13 protein-coding genes are annotated in these 15,687 nt (G+C 39.7%); 1 reads left to right on the top strand and 12 read right to left on the bottom strand.

Annotated elements, in window-relative coordinates; translation table 11 throughout:
- Window positions 1-3: 3 nt before the first annotated feature.
- The 8 genes from ACFFGV_RS12330 to ACFFGV_RS12365 all read right to left on the bottom strand — a co-directional run bounded on the left by ACFFGV_RS12330 (window position 4) and on the right by ACFFGV_RS12365 (window position 10,171).
- Window positions 4-3,165, bottom strand: coding sequence for an efflux RND transporter permease subunit (locus tag ACFFGV_RS12330; RefSeq protein ID WP_377348270.1), 3,162 nt, complete (start codon window positions 3,163-3,165; stop codon window positions 4-6).
- Window positions 3,166-3,291: 126 nt separating this feature from the next.
- Window positions 3,292-4,632 (bottom strand): sensor histidine kinase, encoded by a 1,341-nt coding sequence (locus ACFFGV_RS12335; protein ID WP_377348272.1) that lies wholly within the window; start codon window positions 4,630-4,632, stop codon window positions 3,292-3,294.
- Window positions 4,629-5,303, bottom strand: coding sequence for a response regulator transcription factor (locus ACFFGV_RS12340; RefSeq protein WP_377348274.1), 675 nt, complete (start codon window positions 5,301-5,303; stop codon window positions 4,629-4,631). The genes ACFFGV_RS12335 and ACFFGV_RS12340 overlap by 4 nt, the downstream gene beginning before the upstream one ends.
- Before the next feature lie 302 nt (window positions 5,304-5,605).
- Window positions 5,606-6,466 (bottom strand): ABC transporter permease, encoded by an 861-nt coding sequence (locus tag ACFFGV_RS12345; protein ID WP_377348277.1) that lies wholly within the window; start codon window positions 6,464-6,466, stop codon window positions 5,606-5,608.
- Window positions 6,450-7,391: an ABC transporter ATP-binding protein gene (locus ACFFGV_RS12350; RefSeq protein ID WP_377348279.1), complete on the bottom strand. Its 942-nt coding sequence runs from the start codon at window positions 7,389-7,391 to the stop codon at window positions 6,450-6,452. The genes ACFFGV_RS12345 and ACFFGV_RS12350 overlap by 17 nt, the downstream gene beginning before the upstream one ends.
- Window positions 7,392-7,452: 61 nt before the next feature.
- On the bottom strand, window positions 7,453-8,625 hold the full coding sequence (locus ACFFGV_RS12355) for an anti-sigma factor family protein (protein ID WP_377348281.1): 1,173 nt from the start codon (window positions 8,623-8,625) through the stop codon (window positions 7,453-7,455).
- A 1-nt stretch (window position 8,626) separates the two neighbouring features.
- On the bottom strand, window positions 8,627-9,187 hold the full coding sequence (locus tag ACFFGV_RS12360) for an RNA polymerase sigma factor SigX (protein ID WP_377348283.1): 561 nt from the start codon (window positions 9,185-9,187) through the stop codon (window positions 8,627-8,629).
- 192 nt (window positions 9,188-9,379) lie between these two features.
- On the bottom strand, window positions 9,380-10,171 hold the full coding sequence (locus tag ACFFGV_RS12365) for a hypothetical protein (protein ID WP_377348285.1): 792 nt from the start codon (window positions 10,169-10,171) through the stop codon (window positions 9,380-9,382).
- Window positions 10,172-10,607: 436 nt separating this feature from the next.
- On the opposite strand from ACFFGV_RS12365, the gene ACFFGV_RS12370 reads away from it, so the two are divergent.
- On the top strand, window positions 10,608-10,976 hold the full coding sequence (locus ACFFGV_RS12370; RefSeq protein ID WP_377348287.1) for a DUF488 domain-containing protein: 369 nt from the start codon (window positions 10,608-10,610) through the stop codon (window positions 10,974-10,976).
- 112 nt (window positions 10,977-11,088) lie between these two features.
- Here ACFFGV_RS12370 and ACFFGV_RS12375 read toward each other — a convergent pair whose 3' ends face one another.
- From ACFFGV_RS12375 to ACFFGV_RS12390, 4 genes are all read right to left on the bottom strand, one after another.
- Window positions 11,089-12,564: a methyl-accepting chemotaxis protein gene (locus ACFFGV_RS12375; RefSeq protein ID WP_377348289.1), complete on the bottom strand. Its 1,476-nt coding sequence runs from the start codon at window positions 12,562-12,564 to the stop codon at window positions 11,089-11,091.
- 39 nt (window positions 12,565-12,603) lie between these two features.
- Window positions 12,604-13,371 (bottom strand): SDR family NAD(P)-dependent oxidoreductase, encoded by a 768-nt coding sequence (locus ACFFGV_RS12380; RefSeq protein ID WP_377348291.1) that lies wholly within the window; start codon window positions 13,369-13,371, stop codon window positions 12,604-12,606.
- A gap of 283 nt (window positions 13,372-13,654) precedes the next feature.
- The gene (locus tag ACFFGV_RS12385) at window positions 13,655-14,578 is read right to left on the bottom strand and encodes an ornithine cyclodeaminase family protein (RefSeq protein ID WP_377348293.1); all 924 of its coding nucleotides are present in this window, start codon (window positions 14,576-14,578) and stop codon (window positions 13,655-13,657) included.
- A gap of 97 nt (window positions 14,579-14,675) precedes the next feature.
- A complete protein-coding gene (locus ACFFGV_RS12390) occupies window positions 14,676-15,545 on the bottom strand; it encodes a DUF1028 domain-containing protein (RefSeq protein WP_377348295.1) in 870 nt (289 codons plus the stop codon).
- Window positions 15,546-15,687: the final 142 nt, after the last annotated feature.

The raw sequence follows: 15,687 nt of genomic DNA on the forward strand, positions 1-15,687 counted from the left end.
CTGTTAATCCAATTTTCTGTGCTTCCCTATAGCATGATAGAATACTGGAACAAATATTAGTGTTAATAGTGTAGAAGTTGTCAATCCTCCGATAACAGTTATAGCAAGACCTTTAGAGATTAGTCCAGAAGCTGAATTCGAAAGTGCTAACGGAATTAGAGCAAAAATGGTTGCAAGAGCTGTCATTAGTATTGGACGTAATCTTGTAGTGGACGCTTCTAGAATCGATTCCGTTAACCCAATGCCTTGTTTTCGGTTGGCTTCTACTCTATCCAGCAGTACCACAGCGTTTGTTACCACAATACCTATTAACATCAGCATGCCAATCATGGAACTCATGGATAGCGTTTGTCCGCTAATTAATAGTCCCGCAAGAGATCCAATAGGTACGAAAATCAAAGAGGATAATATAACAATTGGAGTTATTATGCCTCCAAAGGTAACGCTTAGTACCAGAAAGACTAGTCCGACGGCTGCTCCCATTGCTAATCCAAGGTCTTGGAAGCCTTCATTTATCATTTCTAATCCACCAGTAAAGTCGACCTCCACTCCCTCTGCTAGAGATAGTGCGTTTACCTTTTCTTCAATGTCTTTGGATACTTGAGCAGTATCCTCTCCTTTTATGACAGCTGATACTGTACTAGCTGTGTCTCCATCCTGGTGTTTAATGGAAGCTGGTACGTCTATCTCCTTAATTTCCGCAATTTCGCTAAGCTCTTTCTTTCCTTCTATCGTCTGAACCTCATACTCTTCTATATCTTCTTTCGAATTATATAGCTCTTGATAGGTTAGTTCCATTTCCCATTCTTCATCATCCAGTTTAATAGTTCCTCCATCCATGCTATTTAACCGCTCCTGAATTGGAGCCATAAGCTGATATGGACTTACTTGAAGGTCTTTCCCTTCCTCATTCAAGACTATCTGATATTTTGTCTTCGTATCTTCCATGTCATTAGTTATATTTTTTAACCGATCATCTTGCGTCAATAATTTCTCAATTTGAGAAGATGCTTCATTCAAGCTGTCCTGATCATTACTATATAAATTCACATCAATAGAATTACCTGATGGTGGGCCATCTTGTTGAATTTCAGTAGCTTTTACTGTAACCTCTTTAAATTGGTCCTCCGCAATGGACTGGATTTCCTTCTCAATCTTAGGCATCTCTTCGTTTATGTCGGCGTCTTCTTGTAATTCTATGAAGAAACGAGCGATATTCTCTGTCGTCGTTGCCGTCGTTCCAGGCATTTGCTGCTGACTGCTAAACCCAATGGAGACTTGATGGTATGAAATGTTATCTTTCTCAGATAAATCATCCTCCACTTGTTGGGCTAAGTTATCTGTCTCTGTTAATTCGGCATTATCTGGTAAAGTCACTTCCACTTCAAAAGTTTCACTACCTTCCGTAGGTAAGAAGGATACCCCTAGAGCCGGTATCAAGGAAAATGAACCGAAAAGAAGGAGAAACGACATAGTGAATACAATCCACTTCTTCTTCAATGCTCCACGAAGGAAATTCTCATACCGAATGGCTCCTTTACTCTTGGTAGGTTTATGATGAACGTTAGTAAAAAAGAATTTCCCAAGAACCGGAATTAACATAATAGCTACAATTAATGAGATAGTAATGGAAAATACAACAGACAAACTAAACGGTCTAAAGAATTCCCCAAGAATACCACCTACAAAAGCTAAGGGAAGGAATACGATTAAAGTTGCAATGGTGGACGATGCTACTGGTCCGATTACTTCTTTGGTGGCTCTAAATACTAGCTCACGCTGTTTCATTTCAGGATAGGCCTGCTTCCAACGATAAATATTTTCAATAACAACGATACTATCGTCTACAATACGCCCAACCGCTACAGCCATGCCTCCAAGAGTCATGATGTTTAATGTATAGCCGAATTGCTCTAGTAAGGCAATGGAACCCAAGATGGAAATGGGTAACGAAATAATGGCGATTAGGGTTGCTCTGACGTTTCGAAGGAAGAGCAAAATGACGAGTACGGTAAATAATGCACCAAATCCTCCTTCTTTCAATAATGCACTGATGGATTTATTGACTTCTTCCCCTTGATCAACTACCGTATAAAGCTCGTAGGCACTTTCCTCCGCTGCAGTATTCAGTAATTCTTTCACTTCTTCAGCAACCGCAGCGGTATTAGCTTCCTGAGATTTAATTACTTCCAATAGGATGCTATCTTCCCCGTTAAATCTTGATATTTCAGACCTGCTCGTATCCTTGGCTACTTCTGCAATATCAGAGAGCAAGACAGGCTCTTGCTGAGATACCTGATTCGCTTCAGAAGGCTGCTGACCTGCTGACTGAGTTGGGGTGGCTCCTGAAGCATTAGGAGAGCTAGCAGCTCCGGGATTTGCAGCTTGCTCACCAGCTGCTCTCCCCTGGGAAGATGGCTGCTGGGCGTTTGTGTTAATAGGAATTTCTATATTTTTAATTGCGGATAAATCCTCTGTATTACCTTTTATTTCAACAGGTATTGTAGTTCCATCCTGGTTTAGGGTACCTGCTGGAAGTTTGTATTCTGATTGTTGAATGGCGTCTTTAATTTCAGATAAGGATAAACCGTAAGAGGATGCTTTTTCTTCATCTACCTCTACGAGAATATTAGTATTGGCTTTTCCTGTGACTTGAACATTCGACACTCCTTCAATGCTCTCCAACGAAGGAACGATGTTATCCTCGATATCTCTTTGCAAATCAGGCAAGTCTTCTGAGGACAAAGCTGCCTGATATATAGGTGTGGAATTGATGGATAATGCAGATACTTCTGCTTCTGCAGAATCCGGCAAGGTTAATTGGTTAATAGCATTATTGACCTCAGATTCTGCTTCATCAATGTCCTGTCCAAAAGGATAAGTAATCGATATAATAGAAACATTTTCTCTAGTCGTACTGGAAACAGATTCATAATCCTCTAAGTTCAAGAGGGCTTCTTCAATTGGATTTGTTACATTCTCCTCCACATCCTCGGTGGAAGCATTAGGGTACACGGTCTGTACGGTCATAACCGGAAAGGTAACGTCCGGAAAGGTTTCCACTTTAATTTGATTAGTAGCAATAATCCCGCTTGCTACAACTAGTACGGTTAGAATAATTATGGCGATCGTATTTTTAAGACTAAATTTGGTTATCCAGCTCATAGATGCTAGCTCCTTTCAAAATGTATAGTTAAAGGATAACCACATTCTATGAACTGAATATGAACGGAAGTCATCTTTTTTCAATTTCTTTTGACTTGCTAAGCCTTAGATTAACATTGGACGACCTTATAAAGGCAATGTCACACGGAAAACAGCTCCCTTTCCTTGTTGACTTTCAACGGTAATATATCCTCGATGTAACAAAACAATCTTCTTAGCAATGGATAACCCTAAGCCATTTCCGCCTGCATTACGTGACCTTGCCTTGTCTACTTTGTAAAATCGCTCAAATATCCGACCCTGCTCTTCTTCAGGTATTCCTTCTCCACTATCTATAATGGAAACTGTAACCTCGTCTCCAACGAAGTGTGTCACTATACTAACAGTGCCATCAGCCGGCGAGTATCGTATCGCATTTGTTAATAAATTTATCCAAACCTGCTCCATCTGATCCTGGTCGCCGTAATATACAACCGACTCAAGGTCAAGATTCATGTTTAGTCCTTTTGCATTCCATTGAGGCTCTAGAGCAGCGACTACTCTGCGCAGCTGCTCATCCATCTGATATGTCTCAGGATGAAAAGGGGGATGGTCGCTGTCCAGGGAAGCAAGCTTTAACAAGTTTTGGCTCAACGAAGATAATCGTCTACTCTCATGCTCTATAATAGCCAAGTATTCCTTCCGCTCTTCATCATCTGTAATGACATCGTCTTTAATTGCTTTGGCAAACCCCTGTATGGAGGTTAAAGGAGATTGAATTTCATGGGAAACGTTAGAAACGAATTGATGCCGCATTTGCTCAAGCTCCCCTAACCCATGCACCATTTGGTTGAAACTTTTCGTCAAATCCCCTAACTCATCATTGCGTTTACTCGAGACAGATACATTGAAATTCCCTTTTCCAACTGTTTGGGTTAATTGTGTTAGTTCTTTAATCGGCTTGATAGTCCATCTCGTTGTAATTAAGAAGATAGCACTCCCAAGTACAAGAACAGTTGAAAATAAAATTATGATAACTTTCCGAAAGTCTTCGAAAAAGAATTTAAAATCAGGTTTGATAAAAAACGCAAACTGTTCTCCACCCTTTTCAAAAGGGAGTCCAAGGACGCTTCTCGGTGGAAGGTGATAATTTCTTACCACACCACCATCCAATACCTTTTGTACTTCTGTAGCAGAGAGTTCCCAGCTTGAGCCAGGGTGTTCGTACACTGCCTGCTCTTCCCCCGTTTTATACAACAGCACATCATAGCTTAATGATGACATAGCATCTAAATAGGAATCGACGTCTAAATCGTCTGTCCCCTTATACAACTGAACAAACTCTTTACCAACCTTCTCCATTCGATCATGAATTCTATCAGCTACTTGAATAGCATGTATTCTACCGGAAATTAAGAACGTAACGAGCAGGCTAATTACAATAGCACCTAAAAATGTAAGGACTATTTGTACATATAAGCTCTTCATTCCACAAGCTCCAATCGATACCCGACACCACGTATGGTTCGCACTATTATAGAAGCTTCCACTTTTTTTAATTTCTCCCTAATTCGTTTAATATGAACGTCGATTGTCCGTTCATCTCCCTCGTAGGTAAGTCCCCAAATCTTCTCAATCAGTTGATTTCTGGTAAAGATTTGATTTGGATAACTTGCTAATGTGTACAACAGTTCAAATTCCTTTAACGGGAGTAAAGTCCGTTCTCCGGCAGCCTCCAGCTCATTATTAGCGGCAAATAATGTTATACTGCCAATGGTCAGCTTGTTAGATGCTTGTATTTGGTAACGTCGCAGCAGCGCCTTAACACGCATGATTAATTCCACTGGCTCAAATGGCTTGACCACGTAATCATCTGTCCCTAATTGGAATCCCTTTACTTTATCCTGAGTCTCCCCTTTAGCTGTCAGCATTAATACAGGGATATGATAATATCGATGAATTTCTTTGCACAGCTCGTATCCGTCCATTTCCGGCATCATTATATCAATAATAGCAAGATCTATTTTTTGATGGTCCAATACACGTAATGCCTCACGACCATCCTGGACCTGAACAGCTTCATAACCTTCCTTCTGTATGTATAAAGCTACTAATCGCAAAATATTCGGATCATCATCAGCCACTAATATACGAATCAATCTAATACCTCCTCAAATCCATCTTTCTGTTAGCCTTCCCCAAACCCTATAGTAGAACTTATCTCCTATCCCTAACTCTCTACTCGCAATTACATCTTCCGATAAAAGAATACCATAAAAAGGATCACTTATAATTTATTTTCACACACAAAAATGCTTGTAGAGAAACAGCTTTCTACAAGCAAAGGCACTGAAGGGCGAGCTTTTCTTCCTTTCTTCCAAGAAATACTCCTTTTCGACGCACATTTTTAATAAAAAACCGGCTTCCATTCGCGAGAGGCCGGTAGAATATTGAAATATTGTTATACGTCTCGTTTGGAGAAGGTTCTTACCGCAATAATAAGCATAATAGCAGCATAGATAATCGTATAGACGATCATGGCATTACTTGGAGAGGACGCACTGGCAAACAAGCCTTGCTGTGCAAAGCTAATCGGGCTGTCTGCTGTATCGAATAAAAAGAGTGTCATTTTACGGTACACAGCGTCTACAGGGAATAACAGACTAGTAGCAATACCAATGTTCATTAGTGCTGTCTTTTCCATCAGAGAACCAATTTGCTCCACAAAGCCGCCAATAAACGCTGCTCCATATAAAATAATTAAAACTATTCCAGCGTTTAGTGTTGTCATCCGCGAACTAAGCATTACTCCAATCGTAACGAGGACGATCGGCTGAAGGATAAACATACTGATTGCTCTACTTATTTGAGGGAATTCAAGATTGAGATCCAATGCTTCTCCACCTAACGTCTGATGGAGGAAAGTAATACTGACAAACAATAAGATGGCGTACGCCACTAATAAAATAGTAAGCCCGCTTATTTTCCCAAGCACAAATTGCAGACGGGAGATAGGCCGCATAAGCCAGGTATCAATTTGGTGGCTGTCAATTTCACTGGATACCGCACTTACACTTGATAAAATGGCAAGAAGTGCCGTGATAAAGGAAGAAAAATAAAGACCCGCGCTTAACAATTGGGAGGCGAAAAATTGATTTTGCAAATCCCCCATATTACTGCTTGTTTCACTTAGGGCATCCTTAGCTGTGAAATGAATTGCTACTCCATATAAAGCGATGAAAGCCAAAGTCATGAGTATTGTAATTAAAAAGATTCGCTTTGACACAATTTCCCGAAATGTTATTTTAGCGATAGTCCACATAAGCATTCTCCTTCTTATTAACCCAATGCATAAAAACATCCTCCAAGTGAGGTGTTATCGGAGTAACCTCATACATAGAAATTCCCTTAGCTGCAAGCGTATCTATTAAAAAAGGAATTTGATTTTCCTTCTCTAGTTGAATTACCCAGCGAGAACGACCACTTTCTTCTCCTTGTTTCTCTTTATGCTTCACAAAGGAAGGAAGACTGGTTAGTTGATCCTCTTGATGAGAATCGAGTACGATTTCTATTTGTGCTTCAATCATAATCAACTGCCGCCATTCCCCTTGTACAATATGTTCTCCCTTATGTATGATAGATACGTGGTCACAAACAGTTTCTACTTCATTCAACAGGTGACTATTTAAAAATATGGTTTTACCTTGATCCTTCAAATAGAGCATTAAATCCCGAACATCTTTCCTTCCAATAGGGTCTAACGCAGAAGTTGGTTCGTCTAGAAATATCAAAGCAGGATCACTTAACAAGGCACATGCCAGCCCTATCCGTTGAGACATCCCTTTGGAATAGCCTTTAATTTTGTCGTTCTCGCGTCCGGAGAGCCCCACTAGATCAATGACTTCTTCTATCCTTTTCCTCCGATATTTTATAGGCAATTTACATAACTCTGCATGACTTTCTAACAGCTTTTTGCCTGTAAGCCAATCTGGATAACGAAACAATTCTGGTAAATACCCTACTTTCTCTCTAGATGCTGGAGTACCAATTGGCTCCCCAAGAAGGGTTCCTTCACCACTCGTTGGATGTAATAACCCTAGCATCGTTCTTACAAATGTGCTTTTTCCAGCCCCATTTGGTCCCAGAAAGCCATAGACTACCCCTTCTCCAACCTCAAGAGAAATGTCCGTTATCCCTCCTTTTCCGTTATACGTTTTAGTTAATTTATTTGCTTCTAATACACTCATTACCATCTCTCCTACGCAAAGTAGCTGATCCTATTATTAGGATCAGCTTTTCTCTTCCCTATTATTTAGCAATTGCATTAGCATAACCTTCTAAATCTTTAACCGTCAATGCTTCTTCATCTTGGTTATAGCTCTCTAGAATATGAAATTCTTCACCAGACTGCCAAACGACAAAGTTTGCATATTCTGCCGCAACGGCGTATCCCTTTGATCCTTGTATGTCTATTTCGTTCATCTCATGATTTCGGTCTTGCATGTATGGTATCGGAAGTGTTTTCTCTAAATTATCTATACTGTTGATTTGGCTTTTTATATTTTCTGGAAGGAACGGTAACTCTGTTAGAATAGAGCGAATTTCATCTACAGATGCACCTTTAGGTACTGATATTTCTGGTGCACCCATATTCTGATACATAAATTGCCTATTATCTTCGGTCTCATAGGTTGCCTCATAGGATTCTGCAAGCTTCAGGGAAAAAGGCTTACCATCCAAACTATTATCTAACTGATTATCTGATCCAATTTGCTGTAACATCGCATTGGCATCCTCCACATTTAACTGAAAGGTTATAGTAGATGAAGGTTTCACCATAAGATCGTGTTTGACTTCTGCTTGATTGATTTGAGGCAATGAATAACCAGCCTGCTCTGCTTTTTCAAGCGAATCAAAAGATTTTATTTCTCCTTCCGTCTTTGTTTCTATTTCCCCTACACCTTTCAAATCAATTGTACCATCTTCCAAATTACGAATCTCACTTTCCATTTGGTTTAAATCTGATTCAGTAATTTTAACTATTTCCATTTGGTTTACACGAAAAATGGATAAGAAGTTGTCAGCTGCAACTTGTACTTGAGGAATTGCTAGTGAGCCTACAAGAGTTGCTGCTGTTACCCCTGCAATGAGCCACCCTTTCGTTTTTTGTTTCATATTATCCCAACCCTTCCTTTCATATGTCATATCTTCCCGCTTAACCTCAACATTGGCTTCTGCATCTCTTGTTGTCCGTTCACTTGTAATCTGATTTTCAAATCGACTCCACGCTGCCTCCACATCCATGTCCATATCGGATTCTCCAAAGTGAGTATCCATTGTATGTTCTAACTCTTTTAGCTCCTGCACATATTGACGGCAAATGCTGCATTCTCTGAGATGCTGCATTACTTGCTTTTTATCTTCTCGTGATAGTTCGTCATCCAAATAGGCTTGAAGAGAACCCAAATCAGAGCATCTCATACTATTCTTCTCCTTTCATGCTGGCATATATGTTTTTAAAGCGTCTTTTTGCTCTAGCTAACAATGTTCCTATAGATGTAACCTCCACTCCGACAGCGTCTGCAATATCCCTATATGGAAAACCGGAATACTTCAGTAAAAGAATTGTTCTATCCCGCTCGCTCATAGAATGCAAAATCTCCTGGACCTCTGTAATATTCTCCTGCCGCAGTACATTTTCTTCTAAGGATGCTTCTTCTTGCTCCATGTAATGAGATTCTTTCTCTAAGCGCTTATCATGCCGCTTTTCACTTCGTATACGGTTATAGGCTGTATGTACAGAAGTAGTCATTAGCCATGCGGGTAAGTGCTCAATTGATTCCCAATCAGTATGATACAATTTCATGAACACTTCCTGAGCAACGTCCTCTGAGGCTTGCTTATTTTGTACAATCGTCCATACCTTCCGAACTACTCGAGGATAATATTGACGAAAAATATCTTTAAATTCACTATAGGAAGCTTCTTGTTGAGATATATTTTCGGTACCGTCTTCCTTCTTCAATTGAGCCTTCACCTCCACGAAGCTACCTCCTCTCTTAGAGCTCTCATATAGGAGACACCACTATCCATTTATTTGTGACAGGAGGAACAAAAATAATTATGTTTAGCATATCCGAAAATATGTAAAAATGCGACAGCACATCATACAAAAAGAGCTATCCAAGTGTCATGGATAGCTCTTCTAAGGGGAAGGGAATCGAGAATAGGTTGTTTATAGAGCTGTTTCTTGCTGCTCTTCCTCCGTATTGCTGCTGTTTTCGTTAGTCTTATGTTCATGCGGTATTTTCATACCAAAGGAAATATCCACTCCTAGCTCCTCTAATTGCTGCTGTGCTTCTTCCTTTGTCAAATCACCGGACTTTACTTGCTCAAATATCTCCTTTATCTGAGCCCGAGTTTCTTCATCTACATCAGCAAAAGGCTGTCCTTTCATGCCGTGATGGTGTCGTTTACTCGGAGGGAGCTCCACCCCTAATGCCTCTAGCTTTTCCTGAGCTTCTTCTTTTGTTATTTCACCATTTTTTACTTGCTCTTTAATGGATTCCAGTTGGGCTTTTGTTTCTTCGTCTAAATTGTCTTGAGGTTTAGAGGGATGAGTTATACCCAATTCTTCTAACTGTGTCTTAGCCTCATCCTTTGACAATTCACCATTCTTCACTTGCTCTTTAATAGCTTCCATTTGTTCTCTAGTTTCTTCGTCCAGGTCCTGGGCAAAACCAAAGTGACCTTTTGCTCCGAAATCTCGCTTGCTGTATGGAAGAGAAAAGCCTAATTCTTCAAATTGCTCTTTCATTTCTTCCTTAGTAATTTCACCATTTTTCATTTGTTCACGTAATTCTTTCACCTGCGTAAGTACTTCCTCATCCACTTGCTCCATTGATGACTTGAATTGTTCTTTAGACACAGATTGTTCTTCTGCGCTAGCATTACTAAACCCAACTAATGAAGTTCCACCTACAAGTGCGATGGTTCCAATTGCCATAGTTTGTACGAGTTTTTTCATTTCATTGCTTCCTCCTTTAAGTAGCTTACACTCTTATCATAACCAGCTTATTTCTAGAAGTTATCAGGAGAATCTTTAGATTTTCTTAAGATATTGGTTTCTTACACTTTTACTTTATAAAGACAATAATGGATGTTTCATTGATTCCTATATTCTTGGATATGATATCCGAAGGGTTATCGAGCTAATAGTTGGTAAAGGTAGAGGGTAGTTGGAGTGCAGGAATAGCTTACTAACCAGTATCGTCATACTACATTAAAGTGAAGGACCCTACTCTACTTCAAATCATGCTCAAAAAGCACGTTCTCGATAAAATGATTACCACACACATCAATACAGAGACTATATTATGAATAGATATAAGTCCATTTCGTTTCTTTGCCATCCTACTTCAAAATCAATATACTGAATGTAAAAGATTAGAAAGGGGATAAGGTTGAGTATTAGGATAAAAAGAATATATAGCATAGCCTGTAAAGAGGATGGGTGTCGTATTCTTGTTGATGGTGTTTGGCCAAGAGGGGTTTCTAAACAAGAGGCTCAAATAGAGTATTGGAAGAAAGCTGTAGCTCCTTCCAAGGAACTTAGACAATGGTTCCAACACGATCCAGCGAAGTATAACGATTTTAAAGAAGCCTATAAGAAAGAATTAAATAATGTAGAAGAGAAAAGAGAAGCATTATCCGCTCTAAAGCAATTAGTAAAGGCGCAGGAAAAAGAAGTAACCTTATTATTTGGTGCGAAAGAGGAAACATTCAATCACGCCAACGTATTAAAAGAGATATTAGATCATCAGCCTGTATAACGTATTCCATTTTGTAGATGGTATAGGGCGGACTAACAAAGAGATTGACTAATGAAGTGAAGGAGTGAATAGAAAAAGAGACTCGTATCTGTTATAACGAGTCTCTCCTTCATTAAGAACTATATCTTATCGCATCTGCTCTTTCAGCAGTATCCTTCATAGTATTAGCAATCATAGTACTATCTTGACTTAACGACTCCACCGTTGCACTCATTTCTTCCATACCAGCACTCGCCTCCTCTATAATAGAGGCTAATTCCGTCGTGGATTTTTCTACTTCTGTACTATTTTCCATTACGTCTGCAGCAACGGTTTCGGTTTGTTGTACATCTTGAGTAATACTTTCGATTATCCCTTTTAAATGGGAAAAATACTGAGTAATATCCTCAGAGGACTGTTTAATAATCTCGACCTTTTCCTCACTAGTTTCCATCTTGGTTAATGTTTCTTTGTTATTTTGATTTACTTCCATAAGGTTGCTCGTAATTTGTTCAGCAGTATCGTTCGTTAATTCTGCAAGCTTTCTAATTTCTTCAGCAACGACAGAAAATCCTTTACCTGCTTCTCCTGCTCTTGCTGCTTCAATGGATGCATTGAGAGCGAGTAAGTTAGTTTGTTCTGATATTTGCTTAATTCGATCGGAGAATGTATTCGTTTCCTGGACTTTTTGACTTAAATGTTGAAATGTTTCATTCAAATCATGAATAAAGCTTTGAATTTCTCTGGTATCTTTCGAGAAGGCTGTTACTTTAGTCTCGCCGTCCATCGTTAAGGAGGTTGCCCCTTGTAATTCCTTTGTTAGATGATGGATTTGCTCACTTAATTGGCTCATCAGTTCTCTGGAATGGGTCGTATGATCAGAAATACCTCCGATTTGTTCACTCTGCTGTTGACTTCCTGCTGCCATTTCTTGTAGTGCAACTCGCATATCTCCTTGTGCTTCCTGATTCTGTTGAACACGTCCATTTACTTTGGTAATACTGTCAACAATAGTAGAAACGTTTTGTTCTAATTGCTCTTTCTGCCTAACCTGCTCCTTGGAGAAGGTTTCACTATCCTGCAGAAGCTTCTCCACTTGCATTTCTTGCCTGTAATGCAAATGAATCAGCACGCCAAGAATGGCTCCGGATAACAAAAAGGTTAAAAAGATGGTCGGTCCATTGGCAGTTAAGCTTGCTGTTTCTTTTGAGCTGAAAAGTAAAGATAAAATAATAGTACACAATCCTAAAAAGTATCCAATAGCAAAGACAAGCCTTTTAAAATGGACCACAGAGAAGATAGCAAGGAAGTAGCTTACGAGCACGACCATCCATCCTCCTCCAGCGAAAAAAACGCCTAGCATGGTAAAAATATTTGTAAGGACTACACTGATATATGGAAAAAACATGTATCGTTTTAACCACACATGAGAAACCAGGAAAAGAGACAAAAACAATACAATTTCGATACCGAAAATAGTGATTGCTTCCCCGTTTTGCTCGGCAATAGATTTCGTAAAGGCGGTGAGTAAGGAAACGGAAAACGCCACAAACATCAGTATATTTTTCTTCTTTGTATCCTGTGTCCTCATTTGATCAACTGAATTCATTTTCTTCCTCCTTTGTAAAATGCAGAAAAACGTCCTCAATTAAGGACGTATATCTGATTTAAAAGCGGTGAGCCCGTCATCTGCCATAACTACTGTACCATTAACCACATTTCCTTCATCAGAAGCAAGGAACGCTACTACATTAGCAATTTCTTGCGGATCAATTAGTTTTCTCCGGAGCTGTTGTCGTTCCATATATTCTAAGAGCCCTCTATCTCGATAGCCTTGTACGATATTTGTATCCACTCCACCTGGCCCTATACCGACAACACGAATACCGTGAGGTGCTAATTCTAACGCCCCATGCTTAGTAAGCATAACGACAGCACCTTTGGCAGCCTGATAGCCAGTTACACCTAACGTCCCTACAAAACCAAAGACAGAGGCATTATTAATAATGGCACCTTTTACACCTAGCTCTTTCATTTTCTTTGCAGCAGCCAGCATTCCATAATAAACACCGTGTTGATTAACATCGACCACTTTATGGTAATCTTCTACAGGATGATCGAGGAAAGGTTTATTTAGTCCAATTCCTGCATTATTAAACATCACATCAATCGTCCCATATGTATCAATCGCAAATTGTACTAAATCTTCTACTTCCTCGTAGGCTGTAACATCTGTTCTTTTAAAAACAGCATTTCCATTTGTATCTGATATGGATTGTGCCAATTCCTGACCCGCTTCTTCCTTAACGTCAGCAATGACTACAGATGCACCCTCTTCTACAAATTTTAGCGCTGTGGCTTTGCCAATTCCATCAGCTCCACCAGTAATTACTGCCACCTTATGTGTAAGTCTCATATTATTCATCTCCTGTGTGTTAATAAATCTATCCTTATTTATTTCGGAAAAATAAGTAATAAGTTTATCTTATCCACCTCAAATTGCCAGCTATTATTAAAATACACAACTTACTACCTACATATTTAGCAGCTAACACTCGAGCATCGATTTACAAAATGATTAGAAGTGAGTATTTATACCCATGACGGAATCTAGACAAATAATAAATGCCACACAAAGAACCGCCAGGTCATTTCTAGCCTGACGGTTCTTTGTGTGGCATTTATTGCTTTTGGAATGCTCACTCATAGAGCCTTTCATACAATTTCTTGGTAGCTAATAAATCGTATATAGAAGAACCTACACATTTAAATAAGGAGACATTATTTGTCGGTTGTTTGCCCGATTGTACAATAGTATCAAGCGTATCAAATGTATCGGTAGGACGCAGCTCCTTCGCCCGAATCATATCACCTGATTCGTGTAAAGCGGCTGGCTGGTCCATATAAATATGGGGCACGTTCTGAAGTATAGAATCAGGAATTTCCTGCATATCTGGTCGGAAGGAACCCACTGCTGTAATATGCTTTGCTCCCCAAGCAGCAGGACTAATTTCCGGTAATACTGGTGAGGAGGAGCCTGTTACCGTAACCAGTATATCTGCCTTCTCGACTACCTCGTCCACAGACGCCGTATGTACAGTTAACTGCGGGTATTTGTCTTGTACCTGCTGTTGAAATAGCTCAAGCTTCTCAGTGGTTCTGCTATAGACATACACTTCTGTGATATCTCGTACAGCCATTGCCGCCTCCAAATGAGTCCAAGCTTGAACACCAGTCCCTATTAAACCTAAAACAGTCGCATTCAGAGGAGACAAATACTTCATGCCAAGACCGCCTATTGCTGCTGTACGAATTCCAGTCATTTGATTTCCATCAAACGTTAAAACAGGCTCCATTGTATCCCTCTTGTATAGAACAATTACGGTATTCACCATAGGCTTGTTCCATTGGCTATTATCTGGTGATACCCCTGCAATTTTTACGGAGTAATAGTTGTCATAAAACGCGGGCATTAACAAGGCTGTCCGCTTTTCATCCTCAACGTGCATACGATCTGGGTTAATCATACCTTCTTTTTCCTTGTCCTGATGAAACCGTTCATATTCTTCCATAACATCTTTCACACTGAGATAATTTGTAATATCTTCTGTCAAATAATTCATGTGCATCAAGCCTCCCGTTGCATAATGTGTGTAGCACCATTATAAAGACGTTTGGCTAAATGTTCAAAAAATCAAGCCTTCCGATAGATGCCTATGACTACATCCTTTTCATAAACTCCAGCACTTCTAAATCAATCTTACCTTTCTCCAGTTCACGTTCTTCAAAGTTCTCCTTATGGAGAAAAGCAGCAAAATTTTTATATAGAATATCGTCCACTACATGAACGGTTGGTATATAGCCAATCCTCTTAAGCTGCTTGCTCAACTCCTGTCGAACCTCTCCTTCGATTACTGCAATGTTTTCTTCCTTTGTCATACCAAAATAGAGCTGATGAAGATAGTAGAGCCTGCTCAATTCATGAATAGGTTCTTTATGGTCATCAACACGTAAGTCAATAAATCGATCATTAAAAGCTCCATACCCACCTTGTTCTTTTGCAACATAGAGTGCTGCAGACTGCTTTCCGCGTTTATCTCCCCCAGCATATTGACCAGCTTCTAAAGCAGCAAGTAATCGTTCAGCCAAGGTACCCTTTATCGTTTCAAATTTATTAACCATTTCATCTATTGTTTCCTCATCTACCAAAATATTTCCTTGTACAGCAAAATTCTCACCTGTTCTCCCTCCTGCATATGGGTAACAATCTACTCCTGTAAAGGAAGCTGCTCTACCTTGAACATCTACAATCCCGACCTGCCGCATATCTTTATTTGAATCTTCTTCTGTTAGTGTCCGTATGGCTTCCTCAGGAGACATTCCCTGCTGCAGTAATTGAAGTCCATTTGGACCATAGGAAGGATTCGCAAGAGATTGTGTCGCAACAGCTCCTACTCCTGCTTTTGCCCATGGAACCACAGACCCTACACCTAGAAATTTTGACTGCACTGCCACACCGACCTCTCCTGAAACAGGGTCGTACCCTGCAATAGAAAAAGTAGACACGAGTTTACTTTTAGGTTGTCTCATCTTATCTCCTCCTTTTAGCATTACTCCTCCGCTCTCAACATACAGAATATGTAAAGCGTTCCCATAATGTAAATCTGCATATAGATTTCCTTTTTTGTCGATGATGAAAACATAATCTCACTCCTGTTGATTAACTAAAGAA

It is taken from the genome of Pontibacillus salicampi, from assembly GCF_042434395.1.
GTDB classification, from domain to species: domain Bacteria; phylum Bacillota; class Bacilli; order Bacillales; family BH030062; genus Pontibacillus; species Pontibacillus salicampi.

What these genes read in the sequence shown, in the direction of transcription:
- ACFFGV_RS12330 (WP_377348270.1), bottom strand. Translation starts at nt 3,165, where the DNA reads ATGAGCTGGATAACCAAATTTAGTCTTAAAAATACGATCGCCATAATT.
- ACFFGV_RS12335 (WP_377348272.1), bottom strand. Translation starts at nt 4,632, where the DNA reads ATGAAGAGCTTATATGTACAAATAGTCCTTACATTTTTAGGTGCTATT.
- ACFFGV_RS12345 (WP_377348277.1), bottom strand. Translation starts at nt 6,466, where the DNA reads ATGTGGACTATCGCTAAAATAACATTTCGGGAAATTGTGTCAAAGCGA.
- ACFFGV_RS12350 (WP_377348279.1), bottom strand. Translation starts at nt 7,391, where the DNA reads ATGAGTGTATTAGAAGCAAATAAATTAACTAAAACGTATAACGGAAAA.
- ACFFGV_RS12355 (WP_377348281.1), bottom strand. Translation starts at nt 8,625, where the DNA reads ATGAGATGCTCTGATTTGGGTTCTCTTCAAGCCTATTTGGATGACGAA.
- ACFFGV_RS12365 (WP_377348285.1), bottom strand. Translation starts at nt 10,171, where the DNA reads ATGAAAAAACTCGTACAAACTATGGCAATTGGAACCATCGCACTTGTA.
- ACFFGV_RS12375 (WP_377348289.1), bottom strand. Translation starts at nt 12,564, where the DNA reads ATGAATTCAGTTGATCAAATGAGGACACAGGATACAAAGAAGAAAAAT.
- ACFFGV_RS12380 (WP_377348291.1), bottom strand. Translation starts at nt 13,371, where the DNA reads ATGAGACTTACACATAAGGTGGCAGTAATTACTGGTGGAGCTGATGGA.
- ACFFGV_RS12385 (WP_377348293.1), bottom strand. Translation starts at nt 14,578, where the DNA reads ATGAATTATTTGACAGAAGATATTACAAATTATCTCAGTGTGAAAGAT.
- ACFFGV_RS12390 (WP_377348295.1), bottom strand. Translation starts at nt 15,545, where the DNA reads ATGAGACAACCTAAAAGTAAACTCGTGTCTACTTTTTCTATTGCAGGG.